The organism is Novosphingobium profundi, assembly GCF_020524485.1.
Taxonomy (GTDB): Bacteria; Pseudomonadota; Alphaproteobacteria; order Sphingomonadales; family Sphingomonadaceae; genus Novosphingobium; species Novosphingobium profundi_A.
Map to the genome: position 1 here is coordinate 413546 of NZ_JAIVLF010000005.1, position 25630 is coordinate 439175.

At 66.8% G+C, this 25630-nt stretch carries 18 protein-coding genes; 11 read left to right on the plus strand and 7 right to left on the minus strand.

The genetic code is table 11. The annotated features are described in order from the left end of the window. Nucleotides 1-56: 56 nt before the first annotated feature. Nucleotides 57-1346, plus strand: a complete 1290-nt coding sequence (locus tag LC060_RS15780) for an MgtC/SapB family protein (RefSeq protein WP_226637165.1) — start codon at nucleotides 57-59, stop codon at nucleotides 1344-1346. A gap of 17 nt (nucleotides 1347-1363) precedes the next feature. On the opposite strand, the gene LC060_RS15785 is transcribed toward LC060_RS15780, so the two are convergent. Genes LC060_RS15785 through LC060_RS15795 form a run of 3 tightly spaced genes read right to left on the minus strand, consistent with a single transcriptional unit; the run spans nucleotide 1364 to nucleotide 6840 of the window. Next, nucleotides 1364-2614, minus strand: coding sequence for a TolC family protein (locus LC060_RS15785; protein WP_226637167.1), 1251 nt, complete (start codon nucleotides 2612-2614; stop codon nucleotides 1364-1366). Then, entirely contained in the window at nucleotides 2607-5717 is a 3111-nt protein-coding gene (locus LC060_RS15790; RefSeq protein WP_226637169.1) for an efflux RND transporter permease subunit, read from the minus strand. Before LC060_RS15790 ends, LC060_RS15785 begins: the two co-directional genes overlap by 8 nt. Nucleotides 5718-5721: 4 nt before the next feature. Next, on the minus strand, nucleotides 5722-6840 hold the full coding sequence (locus LC060_RS15795; RefSeq protein WP_226637171.1) for an efflux RND transporter periplasmic adaptor subunit: 1119 nt from the start codon (nucleotides 6838-6840) through the stop codon (nucleotides 5722-5724). Between the two features lie 115 nt (nucleotides 6841-6955). Here LC060_RS15795 and LC060_RS15800 point away from each other — a divergent pair, with 115 nt between their 5' ends. From LC060_RS15800 to LC060_RS15845, 10 genes are all read left to right on the plus strand, one after another. Beyond that, a complete protein-coding gene (locus LC060_RS15800; protein ID WP_226637173.1) occupies nucleotides 6956-7612 on the plus strand; it encodes a response regulator transcription factor in 657 nt (218 codons plus the stop codon). Further along, nucleotides 7609-9030, plus strand: a complete 1422-nt coding sequence (locus LC060_RS15805) for a sensor histidine kinase (RefSeq protein WP_226637175.1) — start codon at nucleotides 7609-7611, stop codon at nucleotides 9028-9030. Before LC060_RS15800 ends, LC060_RS15805 begins: the two co-directional genes overlap by 4 nt. A gap of 353 nt (nucleotides 9031-9383) precedes the next feature. Continuing rightward, nucleotides 9384-11792 carry a TonB-dependent receptor gene (locus LC060_RS15810; RefSeq protein WP_226637177.1) on the plus strand — a complete coding sequence of 803 codons (2409 nt, stop codon included), beginning with the start codon at nucleotides 9384-9386 and terminating at the stop codon, nucleotides 11790-11792. Between the two features lie 298 nt (nucleotides 11793-12090). Next, nucleotides 12091-13350, plus strand: coding sequence for a CynX/NimT family MFS transporter (locus LC060_RS15815; RefSeq protein WP_226637179.1), 1260 nt, complete (start codon nucleotides 12091-12093; stop codon nucleotides 13348-13350). Nucleotides 13351-13518: 168 nt separating this feature from the next. Then, entirely contained in the window at nucleotides 13519-14733 is a 1215-nt protein-coding gene (locus LC060_RS15820) for an aromatic ring-hydroxylating oxygenase subunit alpha (protein WP_226637181.1), read from the plus strand. Nucleotides 14734-14925: 192 nt separating this feature from the next. Continuing rightward, nucleotides 14926-15411: a VOC family protein gene (locus LC060_RS15825; protein WP_226637182.1), complete on the plus strand. Its 486-nt coding sequence runs from the start codon at nucleotides 14926-14928 to the stop codon at nucleotides 15409-15411. 166 nt (nucleotides 15412-15577) lie between these two features. Further along, nucleotides 15578-16360: a 4,5-DOPA dioxygenase extradiol gene (gene ygiD / locus LC060_RS15830; protein ID WP_226637184.1), complete on the plus strand. Its 783-nt coding sequence runs from the start codon at nucleotides 15578-15580 to the stop codon at nucleotides 16358-16360. Between the two features lie 60 nt (nucleotides 16361-16420). Beyond that, nucleotides 16421-17515, plus strand: coding sequence for an acetamidase/formamidase family protein (locus LC060_RS15835; protein WP_226637186.1), 1095 nt, complete (start codon nucleotides 16421-16423; stop codon nucleotides 17513-17515). 123 nt (nucleotides 17516-17638) lie between these two features. Further along, nucleotides 17639-18451 carry a TauD/TfdA dioxygenase family protein gene (locus LC060_RS15840; protein WP_226637187.1) on the plus strand — a complete coding sequence of 271 codons (813 nt, stop codon included), beginning with the start codon at nucleotides 17639-17641 and terminating at the stop codon, nucleotides 18449-18451. 106 nt (nucleotides 18452-18557) lie between these two features. Then, a complete protein-coding gene (locus tag LC060_RS15845) occupies nucleotides 18558-19988 on the plus strand; it encodes an MFS transporter (RefSeq protein ID WP_226637189.1) in 1431 nt (476 codons plus the stop codon). Nucleotides 19989-19995: 7 nt separating this feature from the next. Here LC060_RS15845 and LC060_RS15850 read toward each other — a convergent pair whose 3' ends face one another. The 4 genes from LC060_RS15850 to LC060_RS15865 form a co-directional block, all read right to left on the minus strand. After that, nucleotides 19996-20214 (minus strand): hypothetical protein, encoded by a 219-nt coding sequence (locus tag LC060_RS15850; RefSeq protein WP_226637191.1) that lies wholly within the window; start codon nucleotides 20212-20214, stop codon nucleotides 19996-19998. A gap of 199 nt (nucleotides 20215-20413) precedes the next feature. Next, nucleotides 20414-22780 (minus strand): acetamidase/formamidase family protein, encoded by a 2367-nt coding sequence (locus tag LC060_RS15855; RefSeq protein ID WP_226637192.1) that lies wholly within the window; start codon nucleotides 22778-22780, stop codon nucleotides 20414-20416. Nucleotides 22781-22913: 133 nt separating this feature from the next. Next, a complete protein-coding gene (locus tag LC060_RS15860; RefSeq protein WP_226637194.1) occupies nucleotides 22914-24314 on the minus strand; it encodes a peptidase M20 in 1401 nt (466 codons plus the stop codon). Nucleotides 24315-24355: 41 nt separating this feature from the next. Beyond that, nucleotides 24356-25606 (minus strand): MFS transporter, encoded by a 1251-nt coding sequence (locus LC060_RS15865; protein ID WP_226637196.1) that lies wholly within the window; start codon nucleotides 25604-25606, stop codon nucleotides 24356-24358. Nucleotides 25607-25630 lie beyond the last annotated feature (24 nt).

Genomic DNA, 25630 nt, shown 5'->3' on the forward strand with positions numbered 1-25630 from the left:
TCCGATCCGGCCTAGGGGAAGCGGATCGTTCCAGGCAGTCACCAGGGAAAATGCGCGTGCCAATCGAGACCGTGGACTGGAACAGCCAGCTGGATCTTGCCAGCCACCTCCTGGCGGCGCTCGCCGCAGGGTTGCTGGTGGGCATCGAGCGCGGCTGGCGCCAGCGCGAGGCCGCTGATGGCAGCCGGGTCGCAGGGGTGCGCACCTTCGCGCTCATCGGCACCTGCGGGGGGCTCGTCGCAGCGCTCTCGCTCACCGTTTCCGCGATCCTGGGCGCCGTGCTGCTCAGCGCCCTCCTCGCCCTTCTCATTGGCGCCTTCTTCGTCTCGCGCCGGGCCGCCGCCACTTTCGATGCGACCACGCCCGTCGCGGCCCTGATGACGATCGGTCTCGGGCTTCTTGCAGGAGCGGGATACCCCGCCCTTGCGCTGGCCCTGACCGCGATCGCCACGCTTCTCCTCTCGGCCCGGCAGCAGGCCCATGCCCTGCTGCGCGCACTAAGCCCGGAAGAACTGCGCGCGCTGGTGCGCTTTGCGGTCATCGCGGTGGCCGTCCTCCCGTTCCTCCCCGACCGCAGCATGGGCCCTTACGCGGCCTGGAACCCGTTCCAGCTCTGGCTCGTCGTAATTCTCATTACCGGCTTCTCGATTGCGGGTTACATCGCGCGGCGCGCCATCGGTGCCTCGGCCGGGACGCTGACAACGGCTCTCATCGGCGGAGCCTATTCCTCGACCGCGGTCACCGCCGCCTTCGCCAGCCAGCTGCGCAAGGGGAGCGAGGGACCGCTCGCAACCGGCATCGCGCTGGCCTCGGCAGTGATGTACCTGCGCGTGCTGATCCTCGCCGCTGTCCTCGCGCCCGACATCCTGATGCGCCTCGCCGTACTGCTCGGGCCTGCGCTCCTGGTCGCCTTCCTCGTCGCGGGTCTTGCCTGGCGCCGCGAGACGAGTTCCGGCGCGAGCAGCCCCGCGCAAGGGGGCAAGCCCTTCGAACTGCTCCCCGCCTTCGGCTTTCTTCTGGCTGTTGCGGGCGCCGCGCTTCTGGTGCGCTGGGCGCAGGACCAGTTCGGCGAGGCGGGCGGAGGGCTCTCGCTGTTCCTCGCGGGAAGCTTCGACGTCGATGCCGCGATGGTGGCCTATTCAACGCTGCCACAAGGCGCGGTCGCCTCGGCCATTGCCTCTCTCGCGCTTGCCGGGACCGTGGCGAGCAACATGGCCTTCAAGACCGTCCTCGTCTTTGTCAACGCAGGTCCTCGCGCCGGGCGACGCGCCGGGCTCGCCCTCCTTGCCAGTCTGGCCGTACTGCTGGTCACGCTGGCCTTGGGCGCAATCCCGCTCCTTCGCTGAACGCGCCGCGCCCGCCTCTAGTCGCGTTCCGCCGGATCGCCGATCCAGATCGCGTGGGCATCGAGCCGCAACCGGGTCAGCGCGCGCATCGCCTCGGCCCGTGCCTGGACTTCCTGGCGCAAGGCGTCGTGCACCTGCCGCTCGCCCAGAAGCTCGTCCGAGAGGTCGATCTCGCCCGCCTTGTGGCCGATGCGCAGCTTCAGGAGCGCTGCCATCTGCGCCTTCAAGCCCTCGCGCGCACGTTGCCAGGCCGCGTGCCGGAAGCGCGCTTCGGACATGTCCGCCTCGGCCATCTCGGTCACGGCGAAGCGGGTTGCCATGGCCTCGGCGCGTGCGGCGCTGGCCTGCGCCTGCGCCTCATCGGCAAGCGCCCGGCGGTGCCCTCCCCCCAGCGGCATCTGGAAAAGGACGCCGGCGCCCTGCTCCTCGCCGCTGCGCTCGGAAAAGACGCGAAAGCCGAGCGACGGATCTGCCGTGCGCTCGGCCCGCGCGCGCGCTGCCGAAGCGTCCGCACCGCCCGCCGCTGCCTCGGCCGCCGCGATCTCATGGCTGTGCTCGATCACCTTCTGGCCGAGCGCGGCGATACCCGCTTCGGGCAACACCGGCACGGGAACCGAAGGTGCCTCCCCATCCAGGGCAAGGGTGGGAAACTGAGCTCTCAGGCGCGTGCGGGCAAGCGCCGCGCGCCCTTCCGACTGCTGAAGCGCGAGCCGCGCCGCTGCCAGACTCGCTTCGGCCTGATCGGCTTCGAGCTGGGCCGCATCGCGCAGCTCCACGCGCCGGGACACGGCTTTGAGCAGCGTCTCGTAGTTCGCCACCGCCTGGCGGTTGATGCGCACGTCCTCGGCCGCGCCCAGCCAGTCCCACCAACTGTCGTTGAGGAGTGTCGCGGCCTGATGGCGTGCATCCTCGGCCCGGTTCTGGGCCGCGACAATGCCGTAGCTGCCGATCTCCTTGTCGAGCCGCGCCTTGCCGGGCAGACGGAAGGGCCGCATGAGCTGAGCGTCGAACTCGTCGTAGGTTCCCTCGCGGGTGACCGAGCGGTTCATGTAACTACCCTGGAAGGTCACCTCGTGGCTGCCGCGCGCAAGCGCGCGGGCCTGGGCCTGCGCGGCTCCGGTCCGCGCCTGCGCGGCCTGGACCGACGGGTGTGCATCGAGCGCGGCCTGGACCTGGGCGAGGTCGGGCAGTCCGGCCTCCTGCGCATGGGCCCATGGGGCGGCCAGGGTCAGGACCAGCGCCGCGGTGATGGGAAGACGCTTACGCATGGGCGTTATCCTCCTCTTCGGCGCGGGTCTCGGCACGGCTCTCCCCGAAGCGTTCGTAGAGCATGGGCAGGAGGATCAGCGTCAGCAGCGTGGAGGAGACGAGCCCCCCGATGACAACGATGGCGAGCGGCTTCTGAATCTCCGAGCCCGGACCACTGGCAAAGAGCAGCGGAACAAGGCCGAAAGCCGCGATCGTTGCGGTCATCAGAACGGGGCGCAGCCGCCGCTCCGCGCCGCGCCGGACGGCCTCGGCAAGAGGCACGCCCTCCTCGCGCAGTTGCCGGAAGTAGCTGACCATGACGAGCCCGTTCAGCACCGCGATGCCGAGCAGCGCGATGAAGCCGACCGAGGCAGGCACCGAGAGGTACTCGCCCGAGAGCGCGAGCGAGACCATGCCGCCCACCACCGCGAAGGGGATCATCGCCAGAATCAGCAGCGAGGCGCGCAGCGAGTGGAGCGTCGCGTAGAGGATCACGAAGATCATCACCAGAGAGATCGGCAGCACCACCATCAGCCGGGCCGAGGCGCGCTGCTGGTTCTCGAACTGGCCACCCCAGACGATGCGATAGCCCGCCGGCAGCGCTACGTTCTGCGCGATATCGGCCTTGGCCTCCTCGACATAACCGACAAGGTCGCGACCCGAGACGAAGGCCTGGACAAGCGCGAAGCGCGAGCCGTTCTCGTGCTCCAGCTTCACCGGCCCCTCGACCCGTGCAACGTGCGCGACGTCGCTCGCACGCACGAGCTGGCCACTGGGCGAACGGTAGAGCGTATCGGCAAAGGTCTGCGCGGTCAGCCCCTCGCCTTCGCCGCGAATGACAATGGGGACACGCCGGATGCCTTGCGCGACGACCCCCGCGTGCACGCCCTCGATCTGGGCGCGCATGGCGTCCTGCAGGTCGCTGACCGGCATGCCGACGCGGCCCGCCTCGACGCGGTCAACCGCAAGCTGGAGGTAGTCGACGCTGTCGTTCGCGACCGTCATCGCCTCACTGGTTCCGCGAATGGCTTCGAGACGGCCCTGGATGGCGCCCGCGATGCGCGAGAGCTCGACCAGGTCCGGCCCGAAGACCTTGATCGCAAGGTCCCCGCGCGAACCGGTGAGCATTTCGGAAATGCGCATGTCGATGGGCTGGGTGAAGCTGGGCTCGATGCCGGGCAGCGCGGCAAGCGCCGTGCGGATCTCGCCGATCAGCCACTCCTTGTCGGCCACGCGCCATTCCTCGCGCGGGGCAAGTTCCAGGAAGGTGTCGGTCTCGTTGGGGCTCATCGGGTCGAGGCCCAGTTCGTCCGAGCCCACGCGGGCAATTGCCGCACGCACTTCGGGCACCTTGTCGAGGATCACCCGCTGCGCCTTCATGTCGCCCTCGACACTGTGTTCGAGCGAGATCGAGGGCAGCTTGGTCAGCTGCACGATGACCGAACCCTCGTCCATCGTCGGCAGGAAGGTCTTGCCGGTCAGGCTATAGGCAAAGACGGTGACCACCAGCGAGAGCCCCGCAACCGCGTAGACCAGCCGCCGCCGCGCGAAGGCGCCTGCCAGCACGCCATGATAGCGCGGGCTGAGCTGGCGCATCAGCCAGGGTTCGTGCGCGTGCCCGTGCTCTTCGGCCTTCACCTTGAGGACGAAATAGGCAAGCACCGGCACCAGCGTCAGCGAGAGCACCAGCGCGGACAACAGCGCCAGGACGATGGTCATGGCGACGGGCGCGAAAAGCTTGCCCTCCAGCCCCTGCAGCGTGAGGAGCGGCAGGAAGACCAGCGCGATGATCGCCATGCCCGAAGCGACCGGCTTGGCCACTTCGGCCGAGGCGACGAGCACGTTGGGAAGCTTGCCGTTTTTGGCATGTTTCGGGTCGGAAAGGCGCTCGACCACGTTCTCGACCACGACGACCGCGCCATCGACGAGCATACCCACCGCGATCGCAATGCCGCCAAGGCTCATGAGGTTGGCGGTGAGGCCGATCGCGCGCATGAAGATGAAGGTGAGGAGCACCGCCATGGGCAGCGCCAGCGCCACGATCAGCGAGGCGCGCACGTCGCCCAGGAACAGGAGGAGCAGAACAACGACCAGGATGGTCGCCTCCAGCAGCGCCTTTTCCACCGTGCCCACGGCCCGTTCGATGAGGTCCGAACGGTCGTAGAAGACCGCCACCTTCATGCCCTCGGGAAGGCTCGGCTGGAGATCCTCAAGGCGTGCTTTCACGCCATCGACGACCTGCGCTGCGTCCGCCCCGCGAAGACCGATGACAAGGCCTTCCACCGCCTCGCCCGTGCCGTTCTTGCTGACCGCGCCGTAGCGGGTCAGGCTGCCGGTGCGCACATCGGCGACATCGCTTACGCGCACCACGCGCTGCCCGTCACTGCGCACGACCACGGCGGCCAGATCCTCCAGCGTTTCCACCCGCGCGGTGGAACGCACGATGAGCGCCTCCTCACCTGTATCGAGACGGCCCGCACCATCGTTGCGGTTGGAGGCCTCGACCGCCTCGGCAAGGTCCGAAATGGTGAGCCCGGCTGCGGCCAGCGCGCTCATGTCAGGAGCGACCTCGAAGGTCTCGACCCGGCCGCCCAGCGCGTTGACGTCGGCAACGCCGGGCACCGTGCGCAGCGCCGGGCGGATCACCCAGTCGAGCGTGCGGCGCTTCTCGGCAAGGCTCTGTGGTCCCTCCAGCGTGAACATGTACATGTCCGAGAGCGGTGTCGAGATCGGCGCCATGCCGCCCGACACGTTCTCGGGCAGGTCGCCCATGATCCCGTTCAGCCGCTCGGCCACCTGCGTGCGCGCCCAGTAGATGTCGGCGCTGTCGTCGAAGTCGATGGTGATGTCGGCGATGGCGTACTTGGCGACCGAGCGCAGCGTGGCCTGGCTGGGGATGCCCAGCATCTCCATCTCGATGGGGGTGATGACGCGGCTTTCGACCTCCTCGGGCGTCATGCCCGGCGCTTTCAGGATGATCTTGACCTGCGTGCTGGAGATGTCCGGAAAGGCATCGATGGGCAGGCGCAGGAACGACCAGGTGCCGAGCCCGGCCAGCGCAATCGCGAGCGCAAGCATGGCGAGACGCCAGGCCAGCGCCCGTTCGACAAGGGTGCGCAACATGGCCTTACTGCTCCGCCAGAAGGGACTTGAGTTCGGCCACGCCGTGCGTTGCCACCTGCTCTCCCGCCTTCAGGCCCTCGGCCACGATGGCACGCCCACCGGCCTCGGCGACCAGTTGCACATCGCGGCGCACGAAGCGGCCCTTCTGCGCTACGAAGACGACGTTCGCCTCGCCGATCCGGGTAATTGCGGTGGCGGGGACGGAGACCCCCTCTCCCCCACTGCCGGGATCGCGGATCACCGCCATGACCCCGCGCCCGGGCACAAGGCCTGCCGTGTCGTGCAGCCGCGCCTTGGCAAGGATCGAGCGCGTCTGGGGATCAAGCGAGGCGCCAACGGACACGATCCGGCCCGCAATCGGCGTAGCGTCGCCCTCCCGCACTGCTACTTCGACATCCATGCCCGGACGCACCTTGCCCGCCAGCCGCTCGGGCAACTGGAGATCGAGGGTCAACGCCGCGGTATTCTCGATGACGAAAGGAGCTTCGTCGCTGCCGACACCGCCGCCCGTTTCCACGCCGACATGGGCGACACGCCCGGCAATCGGCGCACGCAGGGTCACGGTACCATCCGCCCCTGCTCCTGCGAGCGCGAGGAGGCGCTGGTTTTCCGATACGCTCGCCTCTGCCTGCCGCAGGCTGGCGCGCGCCTCGTCCGCGCGGGCTCCAGCCACGACGCCTTCCTTCGCGAGCGTCTCCAGCCGCTGTGCCCGCGCCCGTTCGAGCGCGAGATCGGCGCGGGAGCGCTGCAGGGCCGCGCTGAACTGCACCGCATCGGCCGCGCGCACCACCGCGAGCGGAGCCCCGTGCGCGACATTCTCGCCTTCGAGCACGAAGAGCTGCGCGACCGTGCCGGTGAACGGCGTCGTCACCGCGACCTTCGCCTGAGGCGGGAGCGTCACCTGCGCCGGGACGGTCCCCAGCGGCACGCCCTCGGCGCGTACGGCCGCCTCGGTCCGGACCCCCAGCGCCTTGACCTGCTCGGCGCTCAGGGCACCCGCAGGGCCATCCTGCGCCGCCTCGCTGCTTTCCTCGACCCGGGCGTCCGGGCGCAAGGCGAAATAGACACCGCCCGCAAGGGCAAGCGCGGCGGCGGCAAGGCCGGCAAGAGTGGTCCTGTTCATGGTCTCCTGAAATGCGCCTTCAACCTGACAGGACCCTGTCAGTTTCGCAGCGTATTGACAGGTTCACGAGGACAGGCCGATGAGGCCCTAGCCCAGCCGAGGGAGAACAGCGGCCATGCGCGCACTTCTGGTGGAAGATGATGACCAACTGAGCGAGCGCCTTTCCGGGCGCCTGCGCTCGGCAGGCTTTGCCGTGGATGTCGCGCGCTCGCGCAGCGAAGGCGAGGACTGGCCGGACATGGACAAGATCGCGGTCATCATCCTCGACCTTGGCCTTCCCGACGGCTCGGGCATGGAGCTTCTCGACTATTGGCGGCGGCGCAAGGTGACCTGCCCGATCCTGATCCTCACCGCACGCGGTAGCTGGCAGGACAAGGTTGCCGGGCTCAACGCGGGCGCGGACGACTTCGTGGTCAAGCCGGTGCGCTTCGAGGAACTGCTCGCCCGCCTTCACGCGCTCTTGCGGCGCGAGAACGGCGCACGCGAAACCTGGCTGGAGGACAGCGGCATCCGCATCGATCCGGTCGGCCGCGTGGTCGAATGCGACGGGGAAGCACTGGCGCTCAGCAAACAGGAATTTCGCCTGCTCAGCCTGTTCGTGCGGCGTTCGGGCCAGATCCTCTCGCAGGCCGATATCGGCGAGCACCTCTACGAGCTGTCCAGCCATTACGATCTCAACTCGGTCGAGGTCCTGGTCTCGCGCCTGCGCCGCAAGATCGGCAAGAGCCGCATTCGCACCGTGCGCGGGCTTGGCTACAGGTTCGGCGCATGAGCCATTCCGCCGCCTGCACCACCGCGCACACCCCGAGGCGCGGGCGCTGGAACTGGCGCTCGCTGAGAGTGCGCCTGCTCTTCGCCTCGCTGGCCTGGATCGCGCTTGGCATCGCCGGGATCTGGTATTCGGCAACCCGCCTCTTTGCCAAGCACGTCGAGCAGAACTACCACGACGAGCTTCAGGTCCACGTCCGGGAACTGGGCCGCCTCGTGCGCGTCGAGCCCGACGGCACGATCCGGCTCGACCGTCCGCTGTCCGATCCGCGCTTCGCAGTGCCCGATGGCGGCTTCTACTGGCAGGTCAGCATCGATGGCTATCCGCCGCTGCGCTCGGCCTCGCTCACCCACGGTGAGCTCGACACCTCGATCGCGCATGACAGTTCGATCCACCACCACGTCGAGAGCGGCCCCACGGGCCCTACCATCACCTACGGCTTCGTGCGCAAGGCTGAGGGGCTGGGCGATGTCCACTACGTGATCGCCACCGATGAGCGCATCCTCGACGACATCATCGCCCGTTTCGATCACGAGCTGCGGCTCTGGCTGGGGCTGCTGGCCGCGCTGCTGGGCACGACCGGGGTAGTGTATGTTGCCTTCGGCCTGCGTCCGCTTGACCGGCTGGGCGCGGCCAGCGCGCGGCTGCGCGAGGGCACGGCCGCGCGCCTGGAAGGGACCTACCCGACCGAAATTGCCCCGCTTGTCTCGGACCTCAATGTCTTCATCGAGCACAGCCAGGGCGCAGTCGAACGCGCGCGGCTGGAGGCGGGCAACCTCGCTCATTCGCTCCGTACCCCGCTTGCGGTGATGACCGACGAGGCCGAGCGCCTCAGCCAGGATCCGGCGACGCAGGCGGCGGGCGCAACGCTGCTGGAGCAGAGCCGGATCATGGTCCAGCAGATCGAGTACCAGCTCGCCCGCGCCCGCGCGACGGCCAGCGCGCGGCGTCCCGGAACGGTAAGCCGCATCGCCAAGGTCCTCCCCCCCTTGGTCTCCGCGATGCAGCGCCTGCACCGCGACACCAGCTTCTCCGTCGCCATGTCCGAGCAGACCGACCTTGCCCTTCCGGTCGACCCGGTGGACCTTTCCGAACTGCTCGCGATCCTCCTCGACAACGCGGGCAAGTGGGCCACGCGCAAGGTCTTCGTCGCCGTCGAGCAACGGGGCACGGCGACGGGAAGCCTGCTCGTGGTGCGCATCCTGGATGATGGTCCGGGCCTCACGCCCGAACAGATCGCACAAGCCTTCGAAATCGGCTCACGCTTCGATCCGGCCATGGCGGGCTCAGGCCTTGGCCTTGCCATCGCGCGCGACATCGCCGGGGCCTATGGCCTGGAACTTGCCCTTTCCCCGCGCCGCGATGCCCCAAGCGGCCTCGAAGCGCGCGTGGAAATTCCCGTCCCGGACGGCACCGACTGACGCAGGCCTGCCGGTCGGTCTGCGGGAGATAGCGCGTCTTGTCGCGCATCGCCCCGCCCCATTGACCCTTCGCGCACGCGCAGTAGAGGAGCCACCCTGCACTGCAGCGCGCCCTGTCGCGGCCCGCGCCCCACAGCCCTTATGGAACAGTAATCCTTGCCCACGCGCCTGAAATCGGCCCGACGATTGCCCGAAACGGCATCTCCACGAGGGTCTACAGTCAACTACTTATTCGCACGCGCACAAGACCGGACGGGCCAATTCTCGCCAGCTTCCCCGGCAAGCGGCCAAACCACAAAACCAGCGGCCGCCACCACGGGACTGCCATTAGATTCATGGTTTGGGGAGCTTTCATGTTGACGAAGATCCATTTCGCCAGGGCCTTGGCCTGCAGTGTTTCGCTGATAGCCTTCACGGCCGGGACCGCGCAGGCCGAAGAGGCCGCGCCGGCACCAGCGCCTGCACCCGCCCCGGCTCCGGCCGCCACCGGCCTCAACGACATTATCGTGACCGCCGAGCGCCGCGAGGTCAGCCTCCAGGATGCTCCGCTCTCGGTCTCGGCGATCAGCGCCGAGGACCTGAAGGCTGCCAATATCACCGACATCACCGGCCTCAACGGTTCGGTCCCGGGCCTTGTCGTCGCGCGTTCGGGCGGTGGTGAGCGTATCATCTCGATCCGCGGCATCGGCTCGGAAACGCCCGAGAACACCAACACCCAGCCCGGCGTCTCCTACCACATCGACGGCGTCTACATCTTCAACTCGATCGCCGCCTCGGCCGCCTTCATCGACGTCGCCCAGGTCGAAGTCCTGCGCGGCCCCCAGGGCACGCTGTTCGGCCAGGGCTCGACCGGCGGCACGATCAACGTCGTCTCGGTCGACCCGACGATGGACGCGGTCACCGGCTATGCCAACGGCGGCTTCGGCAACTACGCCTACAAGGAAGCGAGCGCGGCGCTCAACGTGCCACTCACCGACACGCTGGCCGTGCGCGGCGCCTTCCAGATGACCAAGCACGATGGCTACGCCAAGGCCACCGAGGTCCCCGGCACCGACAGCTATGATCTGGACGATCAGGACGAGTACGGCTGGCGTCTCGGCGCAAAGTGGGCGCCCACGGCCAACTTCTCGATTACCCTCAACGCGATCAACTTCCACTCCGACACCAACGGCCCGGCGCAGAAGAACATCCTCGATCCCGAGGACGATCCGCGTATCCTGACCCAGGACTATCCGGGCCGCTCGCTGGTCGAGACCGAGCTCTACACCGGCACGATCCGCTACGAGGCACCGTTCGCCACGTTCAAGTCGATCACCGGCTACCAGAAGCTGCACTCGATCCAGGCCTGGGACGCGGACGGGCTTGATGCCGCGACCTTCTCGGCTGTGACCTACAACCCGGACAGCTGGACCTACTCCAACTACGACCACGTGCCCCTGTGGCAGTCGGACACGGAAAGCTGGAGCCAGGAATTCAACATCACCTCCAACGGCTCGGGTCCGCTGAGCTGGGTTGCGGGCGGCGTCTACCTGCATTCCGATAACGAGCAGTACATCAACGAGTACCGCGCGGCCGACGACAACATCATCCAGCCCGCGCTGCCCCTGACCACGCCCTGGGACGACCCGCTGGTGGGCAACCTGGCCTATGCGGAACTTTCCTCGATCGAGCGTGACCTCTGGGCCGTCTACGCGCAAGCCACCTACGACCTGACCGACAAGCTCGCGCTCACCGCAGGCGTTCGCTACAACCACGACAAGGCACAGGGCATGTCGGACAGCGTGTCGGGCGGCTCATCCAGCCAGACATCAGGCGCCTATCTCCAGCCCGCCTACACCGGCAGCCGCAAGACCAAGGCCTGGACCGGCAAGGTCGCGCTGGACTACCAGATCACGCCGGAGAACATGGTCTACGCCAGCTGGACGCGCGGTTTCAAGCCGGGCGGCATCAACTCGGCGGCCTCGGCGGGCAGCGGGGGCCTCGCGCTGGGCCTGATGGACTCGGTCCAGCCCACCTACACCAAGGAGACCGTAGACAGCTTCGAGATCGGCACCAAGAACCGCTTCGCGAACGACACGCTCCAATTGAACGCTTCGGGTTTCCTCTATCTCTACAAGGACATGCAGTTCCTGGAGGAAGACCCCGTGCTCTACGGCGAGGGCATCTCGAACGCGCCCAAGGCCCGCGTCTACGGCATCGAGCTCGAAGCCCAGTGGGCGCCAACCGAGCACTTCCGCGTCGATGCCTCGGGCTCGTGGCTGGAGGGTGAGTTCACCGAAGACTACTTCGCGCTCGATCCGGCGGCGGCGGCGGCGGCGCAGAACGCGGCGGGCTATGGCGACTGGCTGTTCTGGAGCAACTATTACGACGCCTCGGTCGTGCGCGATGGCGCGCGCGCCAACATCAACGGCAACCGCATTCCCAAGCTGCCGCGCTGGCAGGGCACGCTGGCGGCAACCTACACCAACAAGGTTGGCCCGGGTAACCTGACCGCCCGCGCCCAGGCGATCTATCGCGGCAAGTACCAGTACCGCGTCTTCAACGACGCCGACGTCGACCTCGCCTCCTCCTACACCCAGGTCAACACCATGGTGAAGTACGAGCCCGAGGACACGAACTTCTCGATGATGTTCCGCGTCATCAACCTGTTCGACACGAACGGTGTGAACTCGCGCTTCTCCGATCCCTATGGCAGCGCGCAGGTGATGGAGACCTACATTCCGCCGCGCCAGTTCATCCTGTCGTTCGGTTACACCTTCTAAGCCAATCCATCCGCAATGGCCGGTCTGCGGGCGCGGGGAGCAAGGCTCCTCGCGCCCGTTCCCTTTTGTGCGCAAGTGCGGCATAAGACGCTGCAGCGCATCATGGAGGTGTAGAATGGACCCCATGAGCCGCCACGCCGCCATGCCCCTGTCGCACGCAAGGACACCAGAGCTGAAACCGCTGCCGGATCAAGTGTTGAGGCGCACACCATCAAGAGTGCACCCCGCCAGTTCGGGAACATGCTGCCACACGAATCCCGGCCACGAAGCCGGGACGAAGCTGTAAGCAGGAGATACGATGCCCCGCAACGCACAGGTCATGATTGCCGCCTCGCTGGCGTTCTTCTTCGTGACGGCCACGACCTTCACCTCGCTGGGCTATGTCCTCTACATCATGGTCGACCAGCTCGACTGGTCGGCTGCGGCTGCGGGCTTCAGCTTCGCCCTGCTCGGCCTTGCCTGCGGGCTTGCCAGTCCGCTGCCGCCCTACCTGATGAAGACCTTCGGGACGCGCCTGACGATGGTTCTGGGCGCGCTCGTGCTGGCGGGCGGCTTCGCGATGGCTTCTGTCATCAACGACCTCAATTTCTTCTTTGTCGCGACCTCGCTGATGGGGGCAGGCTTCACCCTGCTGGCGCCCTCGCCTGCGGTCTATCTCCTCGCCAACTGGTTTCCGCGCACCTCCAGCCGGATGATCGGGTTCTACTTCATGGTGGGCTCCTCGGGCGGGATCGCGGGCCCCCTCATCGTCAGCGCCATTGCCGGGGCGACCGGAGACTGGCGCCTGCACTGGATGGTCATGGCCGTGGCCGCGGCCGTCCTTGGCCTTATCTGCTTTGTCTGCATCCGCGACACCGAGGCCGCCACCACGACCGAAACGCAGGAGAGCACCGAGGCCAGCGGCACCATCGCGGACAGCGGATACACCGTGCGCCAGGCGCTCTTCACCCGCACCTTCCTCATCCTTGCGGTGATCCTCACCGTCGTGCAGACCGTCGTCACCGCGACCCACTCGCTGCTGGTCGCGCACATCGCCAATCTGGGCCATGGCGCGGCGCCGGGCGCCATCGCGATGAGCCTCCTGGCCTTTGCCGGCACGGGCACCAAGGGGGTAACCGGCGCCATCTGCGAGCGGGTCTCGCCGCGCCTGATCCTGATCGGCGGCCTCGTCCTCCAGGCGCTCGCCATGGCGCTCCTGTCCTATGCCCCGGGCGTTGCCATCGCCATTGCCGCGGCCATCGTGTTCGGCGCGGGCTGGGGCATGGCCTGGCTCTCGGGCCATATCCTGCTTCTGCGCTACTTCGGCGCGCGCCTTGCGGGCACGATGACTGCGATGGTGACGACCGCCTCCACACTCGCCGTCTTCGGCCCCATCGGCGCAGGCCGCGTCGCCGATGTTACCGGCACCTATGCGCCTGCCATCGTGGTTTTCTCCGGCCTGCTGCTCGCCGCCGCGATCATCGCGCTGCTCTTCCTCAAGGCCCCGCGCCCGCTGGGCGCCGCACAGAGCGAAGACACCCCGGACGCGCGTGCACTCAAGCTGGAACCCGCCGAATAAGGCCCTTCCTCCACGCGCACCGGCGTCCAGGATCACATTTGCCAAGAATGAGGGCGCGCTGGGTAAAGCCTGCGCGCTCTTGCCTTTCTAGTCTCCCTCGTATCGGCCCGGCGCCCTCGTGCGCCAGATGAAGGCCGCACCAGACCACAACGACGGGAACAGGCACGCATGACACTCCTCACCGACCAGTTCTTCGACAGCCTCGCCAGCTCGAAGCTGGATACGCTGGAGGCCGAGACCCTGCCGCGCGAATGCTACGCGAGCGAGGAATTCCACGACTTCGAGATGGAAGCCGTCTTCGCCCACGAATGGCTCTGCGTCGGGCGCGCGGAATGGCTGGAGGAGCCGGGCGACTTCTTCACCGTCAGCCGCGCCGATGAACCCATGATCGTGTGCAAGACCCGCGACGGCACGATCAAGGCGCTCTCCTCGGTCTGCCAGCACCGCGCGATGCTGGTCGCCGAAGGCCATGGCAACACCCGCGCCTTCGTGTGCCCCTACCACCACTGGACCTACGACCTCGACGGCACGCTGGTCGGCGCGCCCGCGATGAGCCGGACCTGCAACTTCGACAAGAAGGCCGCCTCGCTGCCCGAAATCCGCATGGAGATCTGGCACGGCTTCATCTTCGTGAACCTCGATCCCGAAGCCGAGCCGCTCACCCCGCGCCTCGCCGCGCTGGAGGACGTCGTGGCCAACTACGACTTCGCCTCGCTGCGCGGCCCCCGGCCCGAAGAGCCCACCGTGTTCCCCTGGAACTGGAAGGTCATGCTGGAGAACAACAACGACGGCTACCACGCCAGCCGTCTCCATGCCGGGCCCCTGCACGACTTCATCCCGAGCGGGCTTGCGACCTTCCCCGAAGTTCCGGCGGACAGCGCAGGCTACTATCGCCTGAACGGCACGCTCCACAAGAACGCCGGGTTCAACGCGACGCAGAAGTCGATCTTCCCGGTCTTCCCCAAGCTGACCGAGGAGGAGCAGAACCGCCTGCTCTTCGTGAACCTGCCGCCCAGCCTCAGCCTGGTCGTGCTGAACGACAGCGTCATCTACCTCATCATGGACCCCAAGTCCGCGAACTCGCACGCGCTCACCATCGGCACGCTGATGGCACCCGAGGCGATGGAAGACCCGCTCTACGACCTCAAGGTCAAGATGACCGACGAGGCGGTGGAGCGCATCGTCGCGCAGGACTTCCATGTCGACGAGCTCGTCCAGCAGGGCCTGCGCTCACGCCATGCACCGCGCGGCCGCTATTCCTGGCAGGAAGGCGCCCAGCGCCTCCTCAACGTCTGGCTGGTCGATCGCTACTGGGCCGAATGGGACCGCCGCCGCGGCCCCTCCGCACCCGTCACCCGCCTTCGTGCCGGTTCGTCCGGCTGAACCTGATCCTTCACTGGATACCCTCCCAACTTCGCGGCGTCCGGCCTGTCCGGGCGCCGTTTTCTTTGCGGACCAAGACAGGCTCCGGTCGCTGCCGATCAAGCTTTCGTGCGTGCCCGCTCCAGCCTTCATGCGCGACCCCTGGCTACCCACGAGGCCGTGACATGCCAGCCAAGGGGAGCATACCGGCACATGACCAACAGCCTCATCTTCTTCGACATTCCCAGCGACGATCCCGATGCGGCGGGTAAGTTCTACGCCGAGGTCTTCGGGTGGGAAGACGATCCGCGCCTGGGCGGCGCGTACCACCGCATGGTCCCCGGCGGTTTCTTCGCCAACAAGGACGGTTCGGACAGCGAGATCGGACACCTGCACATGGGCATCGGCAAGGTCTCCAACATGCGTCCGCATCCCGATCCCGAGGGCATCGAGCCGCGCACGATGAGCAGCGGTGGCCGGGGCCCGCGCATCTGGATCCTGATCGACGACAACGACACGCCCGAGCGCATCCTCGCCACCGCCGAGAAGCTGGGCGCGACGGTCCTGTGGCGCAACCACTACTGGGCCGAGTTCAACGGCCTCAACCACTGCTTTGTGGACCCCTGGGGCAACCACATCATGCTCTGGGGCAAGGCCGGCAATCCGCCCAAGGTGCCCGAGAACTATACCCGCGAATAAGCGGGACGCAGGAGGACCTGCCTTCCGGCCCGAAAGCCGCGCGACAAGTTCTTGTGCGCCGCGATCCAAGACCGGAAGGCAGCCTGCGCCATAGCGTCCGAGCAGCCCCCACCGACCCACGACAACACGGCAAGGGGGCCGACAGGTCCAAGGAGAGCCAAGAGCAATGAGCCGACTTCCCATCGTCTTCTTCGGGCACGGCAGCCCGATGGTCGCGCTGGAAAAGAGCGACGTGACCCGCCAGTGGAAGGCCATGGGCGAGCGCATCGGCAAGCCGCGCGCGATCCTGTGCATCTCGGCCCATTGGCAGACGCGCGGCACCGCCGTCACCGCAATGGCCCAGCCGCGCACCATCCATGACTTCGGCGCCTTTCCGCAGGCGCTCTTCGACGTGCAGTACCCCGCGCCTGGCGATCCCGAACTTGCCCAGCGCGTGCGCGAACTGCTCGCGCCCATGGATGTGAAGATGGACGCCAACTGGGGGCTCGACCACGGCACCTGGACAGTCCTCGTCCACGCCTACCCGGAGGCCGACGTGCCGGTGATCCAGCTCTCGATGGACCTGGCCAAGACCCCGCAGGAGCACTGGGAGGTGGGCCGCGCGCTGCGCCCCTTGCGTGACGAGGGCGTGCTCATCATGGCGACCGGCAACATCGTCCACAATCTGCCCGCGATGGACTGGGCCAATCCGATGGCCGAGCCCTACCCCTGGGCCACCCTCTTCAACGACACGATGTGCAAGGCGGTCGAGAATGATGATCCGCAGGTCGTGATCGATTACCAGCAGCTGGGCGATGCGGCGCGCTATTCGGTGCCCTCCTCGGACCACTTCCTGCCGCTGCTCTATTTCCTGGGTGCCCGCCATGACGGGGAAGACGCCACCTTCGCGCCCCACTTCATCCAGCACAAGTCGCTTTCCATGACGAGCGTGCTGATCGGCGCGGACTGATCCGTCCCGCCGTATCCTGCACCTCGCGCATTCGCCCTTTCTACGCCCACAGGAGTTTCGATGGCCCTCATCAACCCCAAGTCCCAAGCCGCGCGCGCGACCGCGATGCCCGGCGCCCTGCACCACCTCAAGGCCACGCCCGAGACCGTGCACTGGGGCTATTTCTCGCCCGAGATCAAGCCGGTGCTGCGCGTGAAGAGCGGCGACCTCATCCACGGCGAGGCCATCACCCACCACGCAGGCGATGACCCGGACCTGATGTTCGATGAGAACATCAAGCGCATCTTCACAGAGATCGATCCCACCACCCGCGCGCCCGGCTGCCACATCATGACCGGCCCGATCTACATCGAGGACGCGGAACCAGGCGACATGCTGGAAGTGCGCTACTTCGAGATGAAGCCGCGCCACAACTACGGCTCGAACCTCCAGGCCAACTGGGGCCACCTCTACAAGGAGTTCGACGAGACCGAGCGCGTGACGATCTACAAGCTCGATCCCAACGCGATGACGGCGTCTGCGCTCTACGCCTACGATGTCGAGGGCGTATACACGACGCCCGGGCGCATCACCCATTGCCCCACCTGCGACCGCTCCGAGGCGCTGCCCGGCATCACCATCCCGGCCCGTCCGCACCTGGGCACCGCAGGCGTCGCGCCCGCCGTCAACGAGCCGGTCAGCACGATCCCGCCCGGCCTTCACGGCGGCAACATCGACAACTGGCGCATCGGTGCCGGCGCGAAAATGTACTACCCCGTGCAGGTCAAGGGCGGCCTCTTCTCGATCGGCGACCCCCACGTCAGCCAGGGCGACGGCGAGATCAGCGGCACGGCGATCGAAAGCTCGCTCGACGTCCTCTTCCAGATCATCCTGCGCAAGGACTTCTCGTTCCCCTCGCCGCTTCTGGAGACGCCCGACTACTGGATCGTCCACGGCTTCGGCGAGGATCTCGACGCGGCCATGAAGGGCGCCTCGCTCGACATGATGCACCTTCTGACCGAGCATCAGGGCCTCTCGCGCCACGACAGCTACTCGCTGATGAGCGTCGCCTCGGACTTCGGCGTAACGCAGGTGGTGGACGGCACGCAGGGCATCCACTGCCGCATCGAACGGCGCATCTTCCCCGAAAAGGGCACCTTCACCGATCCTGAATGACATACCGCTTGCGGGCGACCGCAAGGCGAGGCCGGACCGGAAAACCTCCTCTTTCCCGTCCGGCCTCGCGCCTCTTCACCGACCGCGCTAGAGAGACGGGCAAGGCCCCGACGGAGAATGACGATGAGCTATGAAACGATCGACGTGCGGCCGGTGACCAAGCGGATCGGCGCGGAGATCTTCGGGGTCGACCTGACGAAGCCGCTCGGCAACCAGACCTATGCCGAGATCCGCGAAGCCCTTCTGAAGCACCAGGTCGTGTTCTTCCGCGAGCAGGAGATCGACCACGAAGCGCACCTCGCCTTCGGGCAGGCCTTCGGGCAATTTCACACGCACTCGGCGGTAAAGGGCCTGCCCGACCACCCGCACATCGTGCAGATCCACGCCGATGCCGACAGCAAGTACATCGCGGGCGACAACTGGCATTCCGATCTCTCGTGCGATCCCGAACCGCCGATGGGCTCGATCCTCTACATGCACACCATGCCCGAGGACGGCGGCGACACGCTGTTTTCCAGCATGACCGCAGCCTACGAAGCGCTGTCCGAGCCGATGAAGCGCTTCCTCGAACCGCTCACCGCGGTTCACGACGCGAACCCAGTCTACAAGGCGATCTTCCCGGACATCGACAAGCAGTACGAGTGCAACACGCACCCGGTCATCCGGACCCACCCGGAAACGGGCCGCAAGCTGCTGTTCGTGAACTCCTCCTACACTACGAAGATCAACGAGTTGTCCAAGACCGAAAGCGATGCTGTCCTGAAGTGCCTTTACGAGCACGTGAAGGACCCCAATTTCCAGGTTCGCTTCCGCTGGCGCCCGCACTCCATCGCCTTCTGGGACAACCGCTGTACCCAGCACTTCGCGGTGTGGGACTACTTCCCCGAAACGCGCTCGGGGTACCGCGTGACCATCGCGGGCGATCGCCCCTACTGAGCCGCAACTGCAAAGCGCAGGCATTTGCGCTGGCGCAAGGTCCCGGGCCGCCAAGTGCGTTAGAGAGGTGGTCCCAACCATCGCCAGCAACGAGGCAAGCCGCACGATGAGCCGCAACACGACGAGCCCTGCCCCCGAGCCCGAGGCACTCTCGCCGCTGCGCCTGCGTCTCATCATGGCGCTGGTCACCGGCGCCCTGTTCATGGAGATCCTCGACGCCTCCATCATCATCACCGCACTGCCGCGCATGGCGCGCGATTTCGGGACGAGCGCTGTGGGGCTCAACATCGGCGTCACCGCCTATATCCTGACCCTCGGCATCCTCATCCCGGCAAGTGGCTGGGTCGCCGAACGTTTCGGGGCGCGGCGTATCTTCGCCATAGCCATCGGTCTCTTCACTCTCGCCTCGGCGCTGTGTGGGCAGGCATCCTCCCTGACCGAGTTCGTCGCCCTGCGCGTCTTCCAGGGGGCAGCGGGCGCGATGATGGTGCCGGTCGGCCAGGTCATCGTCCTGACCTGCACGCCGCGCGACAAGCTGATGGTGGCGATGTCGAACCTCATCTGGCCCGCGCTCATCGCGCCGGTGGTCGGACCGCCCGTGGGTGGCTTCATCACCGAGCACCTGGGCTGGAGCTGGATCTTCTATCTCAACGTACCGCTCGGCCTCATCGGCCTTGTAGGTGCCTGGGCACTGGTGCCCGAGAGCGCCCGCACGGCAGAAGGCCGCCGCTTCGACTGGGCGGGATTTGCGATCACGGCGCTCGGCACCTTCGGCCTCCTGGCCGGGCTCGAACTCATGGGGGCAACCGGAAATCCGGCCGCACTCGCCCTCGTCGCGCTGGGACTGGCCTTCCTGGTCCTCGCGCTCCGGCACATGGCGCGCGTACCCACGCCCATGGTCCGGCTCGACAATTTCGCGATACCGACCTTCCGCGCCACCATCCGGGGCGGCTCGCTCTCGCGCATCGGGGTAGCCGCCGCGCCCTTCCTCGTGCCGCTGCTGCTGCAGGTTGGCCTGGGCTACAGCTCGTCCGAAGCGGGCCTGATCCTGATCGCGCTCTTTGCGGGCAACCTGGCCATGAAGTCGGTGACGACACCGGTCCTGCGTACCTTCGGCTATCGCCGCGTGCTCATCGGCTCCTCGCTCGCCAGCTTTGCCGGGATCGCCGGCGGCGCGCTGCTCGCACCGGGAACCCCCGTCACGCTGATCTGCGCCTTTCTGTTCTTCTCAGGCATGACCCGCTCGATGCACTTCACGACTCTGGGAACGATGGCCTTCTCGGACATTCCCAAGCCGCAGATGAGCGATGCGACGAGCCTGTTCAACACCTCGATCCAGCTGATGATGGCCAGCGGCATCGCGCTCTCCGCCCTCGCGGTGAAGCTGGGCGACACGCTGGACAGCGGCGCGCCCGACGTGCCCTACCGCCTCGCCTTCCTGCCACTCAGCCTGCTGTGTCTTGCCACGCTGATCGAAGCGCTACGCCTGCCGCGCGATGCGGGCGACAGCTTCGTGGGCCGCAAGTCGCAGGCCTGAGCCCGGCTTAGCCCTTCGCCCAGGCGCGCCGCGCACGGCGCGCGCTCCAGCTCCACACCGGGACAGGCGAGCCTGCCAGAAGCAGCACGATCAGAAATTCGAGCGGACGTCGAAACAGCGCATCGAACCCGGCGAAGCCTACAATGACGAGGATCGCAAAGAGGATGACGAACGTGAAGACAAGGGCGAGGAGAACGAACGCCCCGGCAGCAAGTTTGGAAGGCATGGGCAGCCGCTAGCACAGGGCCTCGAGAGCTGCCAGCGGACGAATTGCCCCAGAGCAGGAAGAACATATCCGAGGGCCATCGCCCTCGGGCTCCCCGAACGGTCGAGCTCACCTCGCACGCGCTATCCTGGCCGAGACAGGCAACGTCGCTCATTCTTGGGATCAAGGGGTAATAACCCCTTGAATAATCTCTTCCTGCTCAACTCGTGAAGAGCGCCTTTCGGATCACCGCGTGAACGCCGTAATTGCCGTTCACGACCTGGCTCACGCCGAAATCGACGCCGACCGAGAGCAGCGAGATCGCCTCGTCCTCGGAAAGCTGCTTGGCCGTCATCAGGAAGCGCCGCGCCTTGCGGAAGGCATCGCGCATGGCCTCGTCGAGCGAGGACTTCTTGTAAACCTCACTCTGCGCGTCCGCGCCCAGTTCCTTGAGGTAATCGGGGTGCGAAAAGCCCATGATGACCCACTCGGTCTCGGTCTCGATCAGCGGGTAATCGACATCGCGCAGCTGCTCCATGACGCCTTGCGCCTTGTGGTGCACGACCTGGATCAGCGCGGTCATCGAGCATTCAATGGCCGTGCCACATAGCTCGCTGTCACCTTGCGAGGCGTGCGGATCGCCCAGCGAAAGGAGCCCGCCCTCGACCTGTACCGGCAGGAACACGCGTGCGCCCGGCCCCGTGCGCCAGTTGTCGAGATTGCCGCCGAAGCTGGACGGTGGCACGGAATCGACAAGGCCGTTGTGGTTGGGCGCCACTGCGATCACGCCGAAGTGCGGCCGGATCGGGATCTCGACGTTGCGCAGCACATCGAAGTTCTTCTCGATCGTCGCCGGATCGACCGGCACGCCCGGATAATCGTAGCGCGGGTGCACGACACCGGCCGGGTCGGTCTGCTCGGTCCAGCGGTAGGAATAGACTGCGTGGGCCGTGGGTGGACGCATGCCGCCTGCTTCCACCTCGTAGATGGTGATGACCTCGCGCTGCTTGGGCTCGGTCAGAAGGTCCTGGTAGTGGAAGCCCCAATAGGTCGCCGCGTTCGAGCCGAAGGACTTGCCCGCAAAGCGCGGATTCCCGCTGGGCCGGGGCTTCAGATCGAGGATGCGCACCTCGATCAGATCGCCCGGCATCGCGCCTTCGATGGCGATGGGGCCCGTGCAGATATGAACGCCGAAACCCTCGCCAGGACCACGCCCGAGCGCCGAGGCGTCCATCGGCCCGGCGCCGCGCCGGTTGACCGCCTTGCCCTGCACGTCCCAATGGAACACGCTTTCCGCACCGCCATCGCCTTCGACCATGCGTTCGGCATCGTCGTTGGCGTGGTGAGTCAGAGTCTCGAGGGTCACGAAGTCACCCGAGCGGATGGAGAGCGCCGGTTTCAGGTCCTTGCTCAAAAAACCCCAGTGCACCGTCTCAGGCGATGCGGGAAGGTGGTGGTGGCGCACCTGCTCGCCTTCGGGATGGGGGCTGTAGGGCGCGCCGACCTTCGGACCGCCCGGCGCTGCCTCCGCAATGTCCGGGGCTTCCGCATCAGTGGCATCTTCGCTCTCGGCAGGTTCGTTCTCGGCCTTGGCGGCAGGTGCCTCCCCGCGTGCAGGTTTGCCGCGGCGCAGGAGCTCGACCGCCTCGTTTTCCTGCGGCTGGCCCTTGCGGTACTCACGCGGCGAGATGCCGTACTGCTCGCGAAAGGCCCGGCTGAACGAGGCGGAATCGTTGAAGCCCCATTCGAACAGGATGTCCGAGATCGACTTCTGGACGTGCAGTGGGCTGCGCAGGTCGAGGCGGCAGCGCTCCAGCCTTCGCACCTTCACGTAATGGCCGAAACTGTCGTTGATCGATTCAAACAGCTTCTGGAGGTAGCGCGGCGAAATGCCGTGCTCGGCTGCGACCTGCTGGTAGTTGAGATCAGGATCGGACAGGCGGATCTCGATGGTCTGGAAGATCCGCTCCAAGAGGGCCGCGCGCATACCCGCCGCCCCGCCCAGCGCCTTGGGCGGCGCGTTGTCGAGCAGGCTGGTGACGAGGAACTCAGGGAAGGCCAGCTCCACCGGGCGCGCCTGGTCAGTGGTGATCTCGTTGATGGTGTCGGCCAGCGAGCGCAGCATGCCGGCAAAGACGCGCGCGGTCCCCGTGTCGGTCGCGATCTGGCGCGGCGCAGCGCCGACCGGGGTCTTGAGCCGCGCGGTCAGTTCGCTGTGGGGCACCTGCACGATGAGCGTGCGGTTGTCGCCTGCAAAGGAGAGCTGCACCGGCACATCGCCCTGCCCGCAGATCAGTTCGCCATCGGAAAGGCGCAGTTCCTGCTTGGCATCGCGCATCGTCGCGCTGCCATCCAGCAGCAGCGCTACCCAGTAAGTCTGAGGCTGATCGCGAAAATCGATGGTCCAGGTCTGCTGGGTCCCGGTCACACGGATGAAGCTGATGCCCGTGCTCGACTTGAACTGGATCAGCTCCCCATAGAGCGTCGCCTCGTCGGCCTCATCGAGCGTTAGCGAAAGGCGTTTCAAGGCAAAGCGCCAGGCATCGCGGCGCTGTTCCTTGGGATAGACATTTGTCGTTATGCGCAAGGAATTTCCACCCGTTATCCTGCTATCTGCACGGGGGCGGCCGGAGCCTTCGCTCCACCCTCATCCGCCACCGCGCCCGCATGGCTAGCGCGCCCTTCCCATTACGGCAAGTACCCAGACAAAAGCGCAGGGATCAGCTCTCGAACGGGGTCTCGGCGCTGCCATAGACGCTGGTCGGACCATCGTCGCCCGGAGCTTCGCCGCGTCCGCAGACAGCAAGCATGGTGAGCGCGTAGACAAGCGCGCTGGAGGCCATGTCGTCAGGGGTCGGGCGCCAACGCGGCATCCCTGTCGTCACCGCCGGAATACGATGCATGTTGAAGACGTTATGGTCGCGCCACATGCTCGAATAGACCGGATGGGCCACCTCCAGCGGGGCACCACGCGCCAGCCGGGTCGCGGCATCGACAGCGCCCGAGAGAGCGGCGACTTCGCGTTCGGCGGCCTCGAAACCGTGGCGCACGACGACCGGCTCGACATCGAAACTCTCGACATCGACGCTGCGCATGGCCGCCATGATCCCGTGCATGGCCTCGGCCGCCTTCTGGCGCGGGTTGAGGCCGACCTCGATGTAGAGCGCGCAGATCTCGGTGCCCGCACCGAAGTCGGTGGGCATGCCGCCGCGCACCGAGGCGATCTGCACCTTGGGCGCGACCTCGCCGCTCGCGGTGCGCAGGACCGAGTTCGCCTCCCACGTGAGGCCCCAGGCATGCAGCGCCTCGATCACCGGACCAAGGCGGTAGATCGGGTTGGGGTGGGCCGTGGCCAGGCGCGGCGCTTCTAGGATCGGTGTGAACATGCCCTGCCCATAGATCCGCACCCGAAAGACCGCATAGCCCGAGCCCTGCCAGGTGAGGCCGAAGTCGGTGCCTTCCGCCGCAATGGCGTAATCGGGCGCTACGCCGCCGTGGTGGAACAGGTAGTGGGCGCCGATGTCCTTGCCCATGTAGTCGATGCCGGAAAATTCCTCGATCGGTTCAGGGCCAATCTCGCCCGGGCATGCGGTCAGCCAGGTCTTTCCGGCAAGCCCGATGCCCGCCTTCTTCAGCGCCTTCGCCGCGATCAGGAAGCAGGACATGGGCCCCCGGTCGTTGGAAATGGGAAAGCCGCGCAGGCATCCCTCCTCGTCGAGCCAGCACTTCGTCCACTCAGGGTCGGCCATCGTGCTCTCGCGGTAGCGGAAGCGGTCCTGCTCGGCGATGCCGCTCGGGCTCTCGGTGTCGAGATGGGCGGTGAAGAGCAGGTTCGCGCCCGGCGCGGTGCCGCCGTATTCACCGATCACGTTGGGTCGTTCGGGCACGGCGCCGACCTTGCGCGGCTTGAAGCCTTCCCGGCCCATCCAGTCGTGGACGAACTCGGCCGCCGCCAGTTCCTCGCGCGAACGGCTGGGAATATTGCCCAACTCCAGCGCCAGGGCGACCAGTTCGTCGGTGTCGATCGCGGCGGCAATCGCCTCGCGCTCCTCCTCGCTCACCGCGTAAGGCGCAGCGGCAGGATCAGCGAAGATGGGGGCACAGGCAGGAATATCGGCCACGAAAGATCCTTGTCTTGTAAGGTGTTGCCGGAGGTAAGGCGTCAGTGGGATGGCACGGGCATGGCGTCCGGGGAAGTGCCCTCTACTTCGCCATAGCGCGGCAGCAGCAGGAGCAGCACCGCGCCGCCCGCAAGCGCCGCACCTACACCCAGGAGCGCCGGGCGATAGGAATGGACGTTATCAAAGACGAGGTCGAGCAGGATCGGGGTGATGCCCTGTGCGGCGATCACCGCCGAGTACATGGCCCCGATGATCGAGCCGAAGTGGCGCACCCCGAAATAGCGCGCGATGTAATAGGGGAGCGCTCCGTACTGCGCCCCCATGCCCACGCCCAGCAGCAATCCGGCGAAGAGCAGCACCGGAGTTCCCACCCCGAATTCCAGGAGCGCGAGGCCGCCGATGGCAAGGCCGTACATCGGCACCGCGACACGCGGGGTCTGGATCTTGTCCATGACCCGCCCGGTCACGACTTGCCAGCCCGAGGTCGCGAGCGCAAAGACGCTGACCACCGCAGTGCCCGTCGCGACAGAAACGCCCCGGTCCCCCAGGATCGGCACGACGTGGCTGAAGATCGCGGTCGTCCCACCAGCCCCTGCGGCAACCGCCAGAAGAACCAGCCAGAATGCGGGAAGCCTGGCAGCCTCGGCCAGCGTCAGACCTTCGCGCGGGGCCTCTTCCTGCGCCGCGCTCGCGCTTGCAACCCGGTCGCGCAGGAACAGTACGAGGAGCGGGAAGGCCAGTAGCAGGACGAAGGCGGCGATCCCCAGATACCCTGCGCGCCAGCCCCAAGCGCCGACGAGAACGGCGGCCAGCACCGGCATGATGACCGATCCGATCCCGCAGCCTCCGCCCGCGCTGATGCCCAGCGCCGTGCCCCGGTTGCTTTCGAACCAGTCGGCCACCACCTTCTGGTAGATCGGCGTCCCGGCCATCGCGCTGAAGACCGAGAGTACGGCAAAGGTCGCGTAGAACTGGATCAGACTGCCGCTCGTCAGCGCCAGCGCGGCGATGGAGAGAGCCAGTCCGACCACACCCGTCAGCAGGGTACGGCGCGCGCCGTGCGCGTCGACATGGCGCCCGATGATCGGGTAACTGACCGCACCCACGACCGCGAGAATGCCGAGCACGCCCGAAATGCTCGCGCGCGACCATCCGAAGGTCTCGGACAAGGGCACCAGAAACAGGCCGAAGACGGCGTGAACCGCAGGCGTCACGCTGACCGCATTGCCCAGCGTGCAGGCGAACAGGACAGGTGTGCGTCCCGCTACGGCGGAGGGATCTCGCGGGGTCATCGGCAAGCACCTTTCCTGAAAATG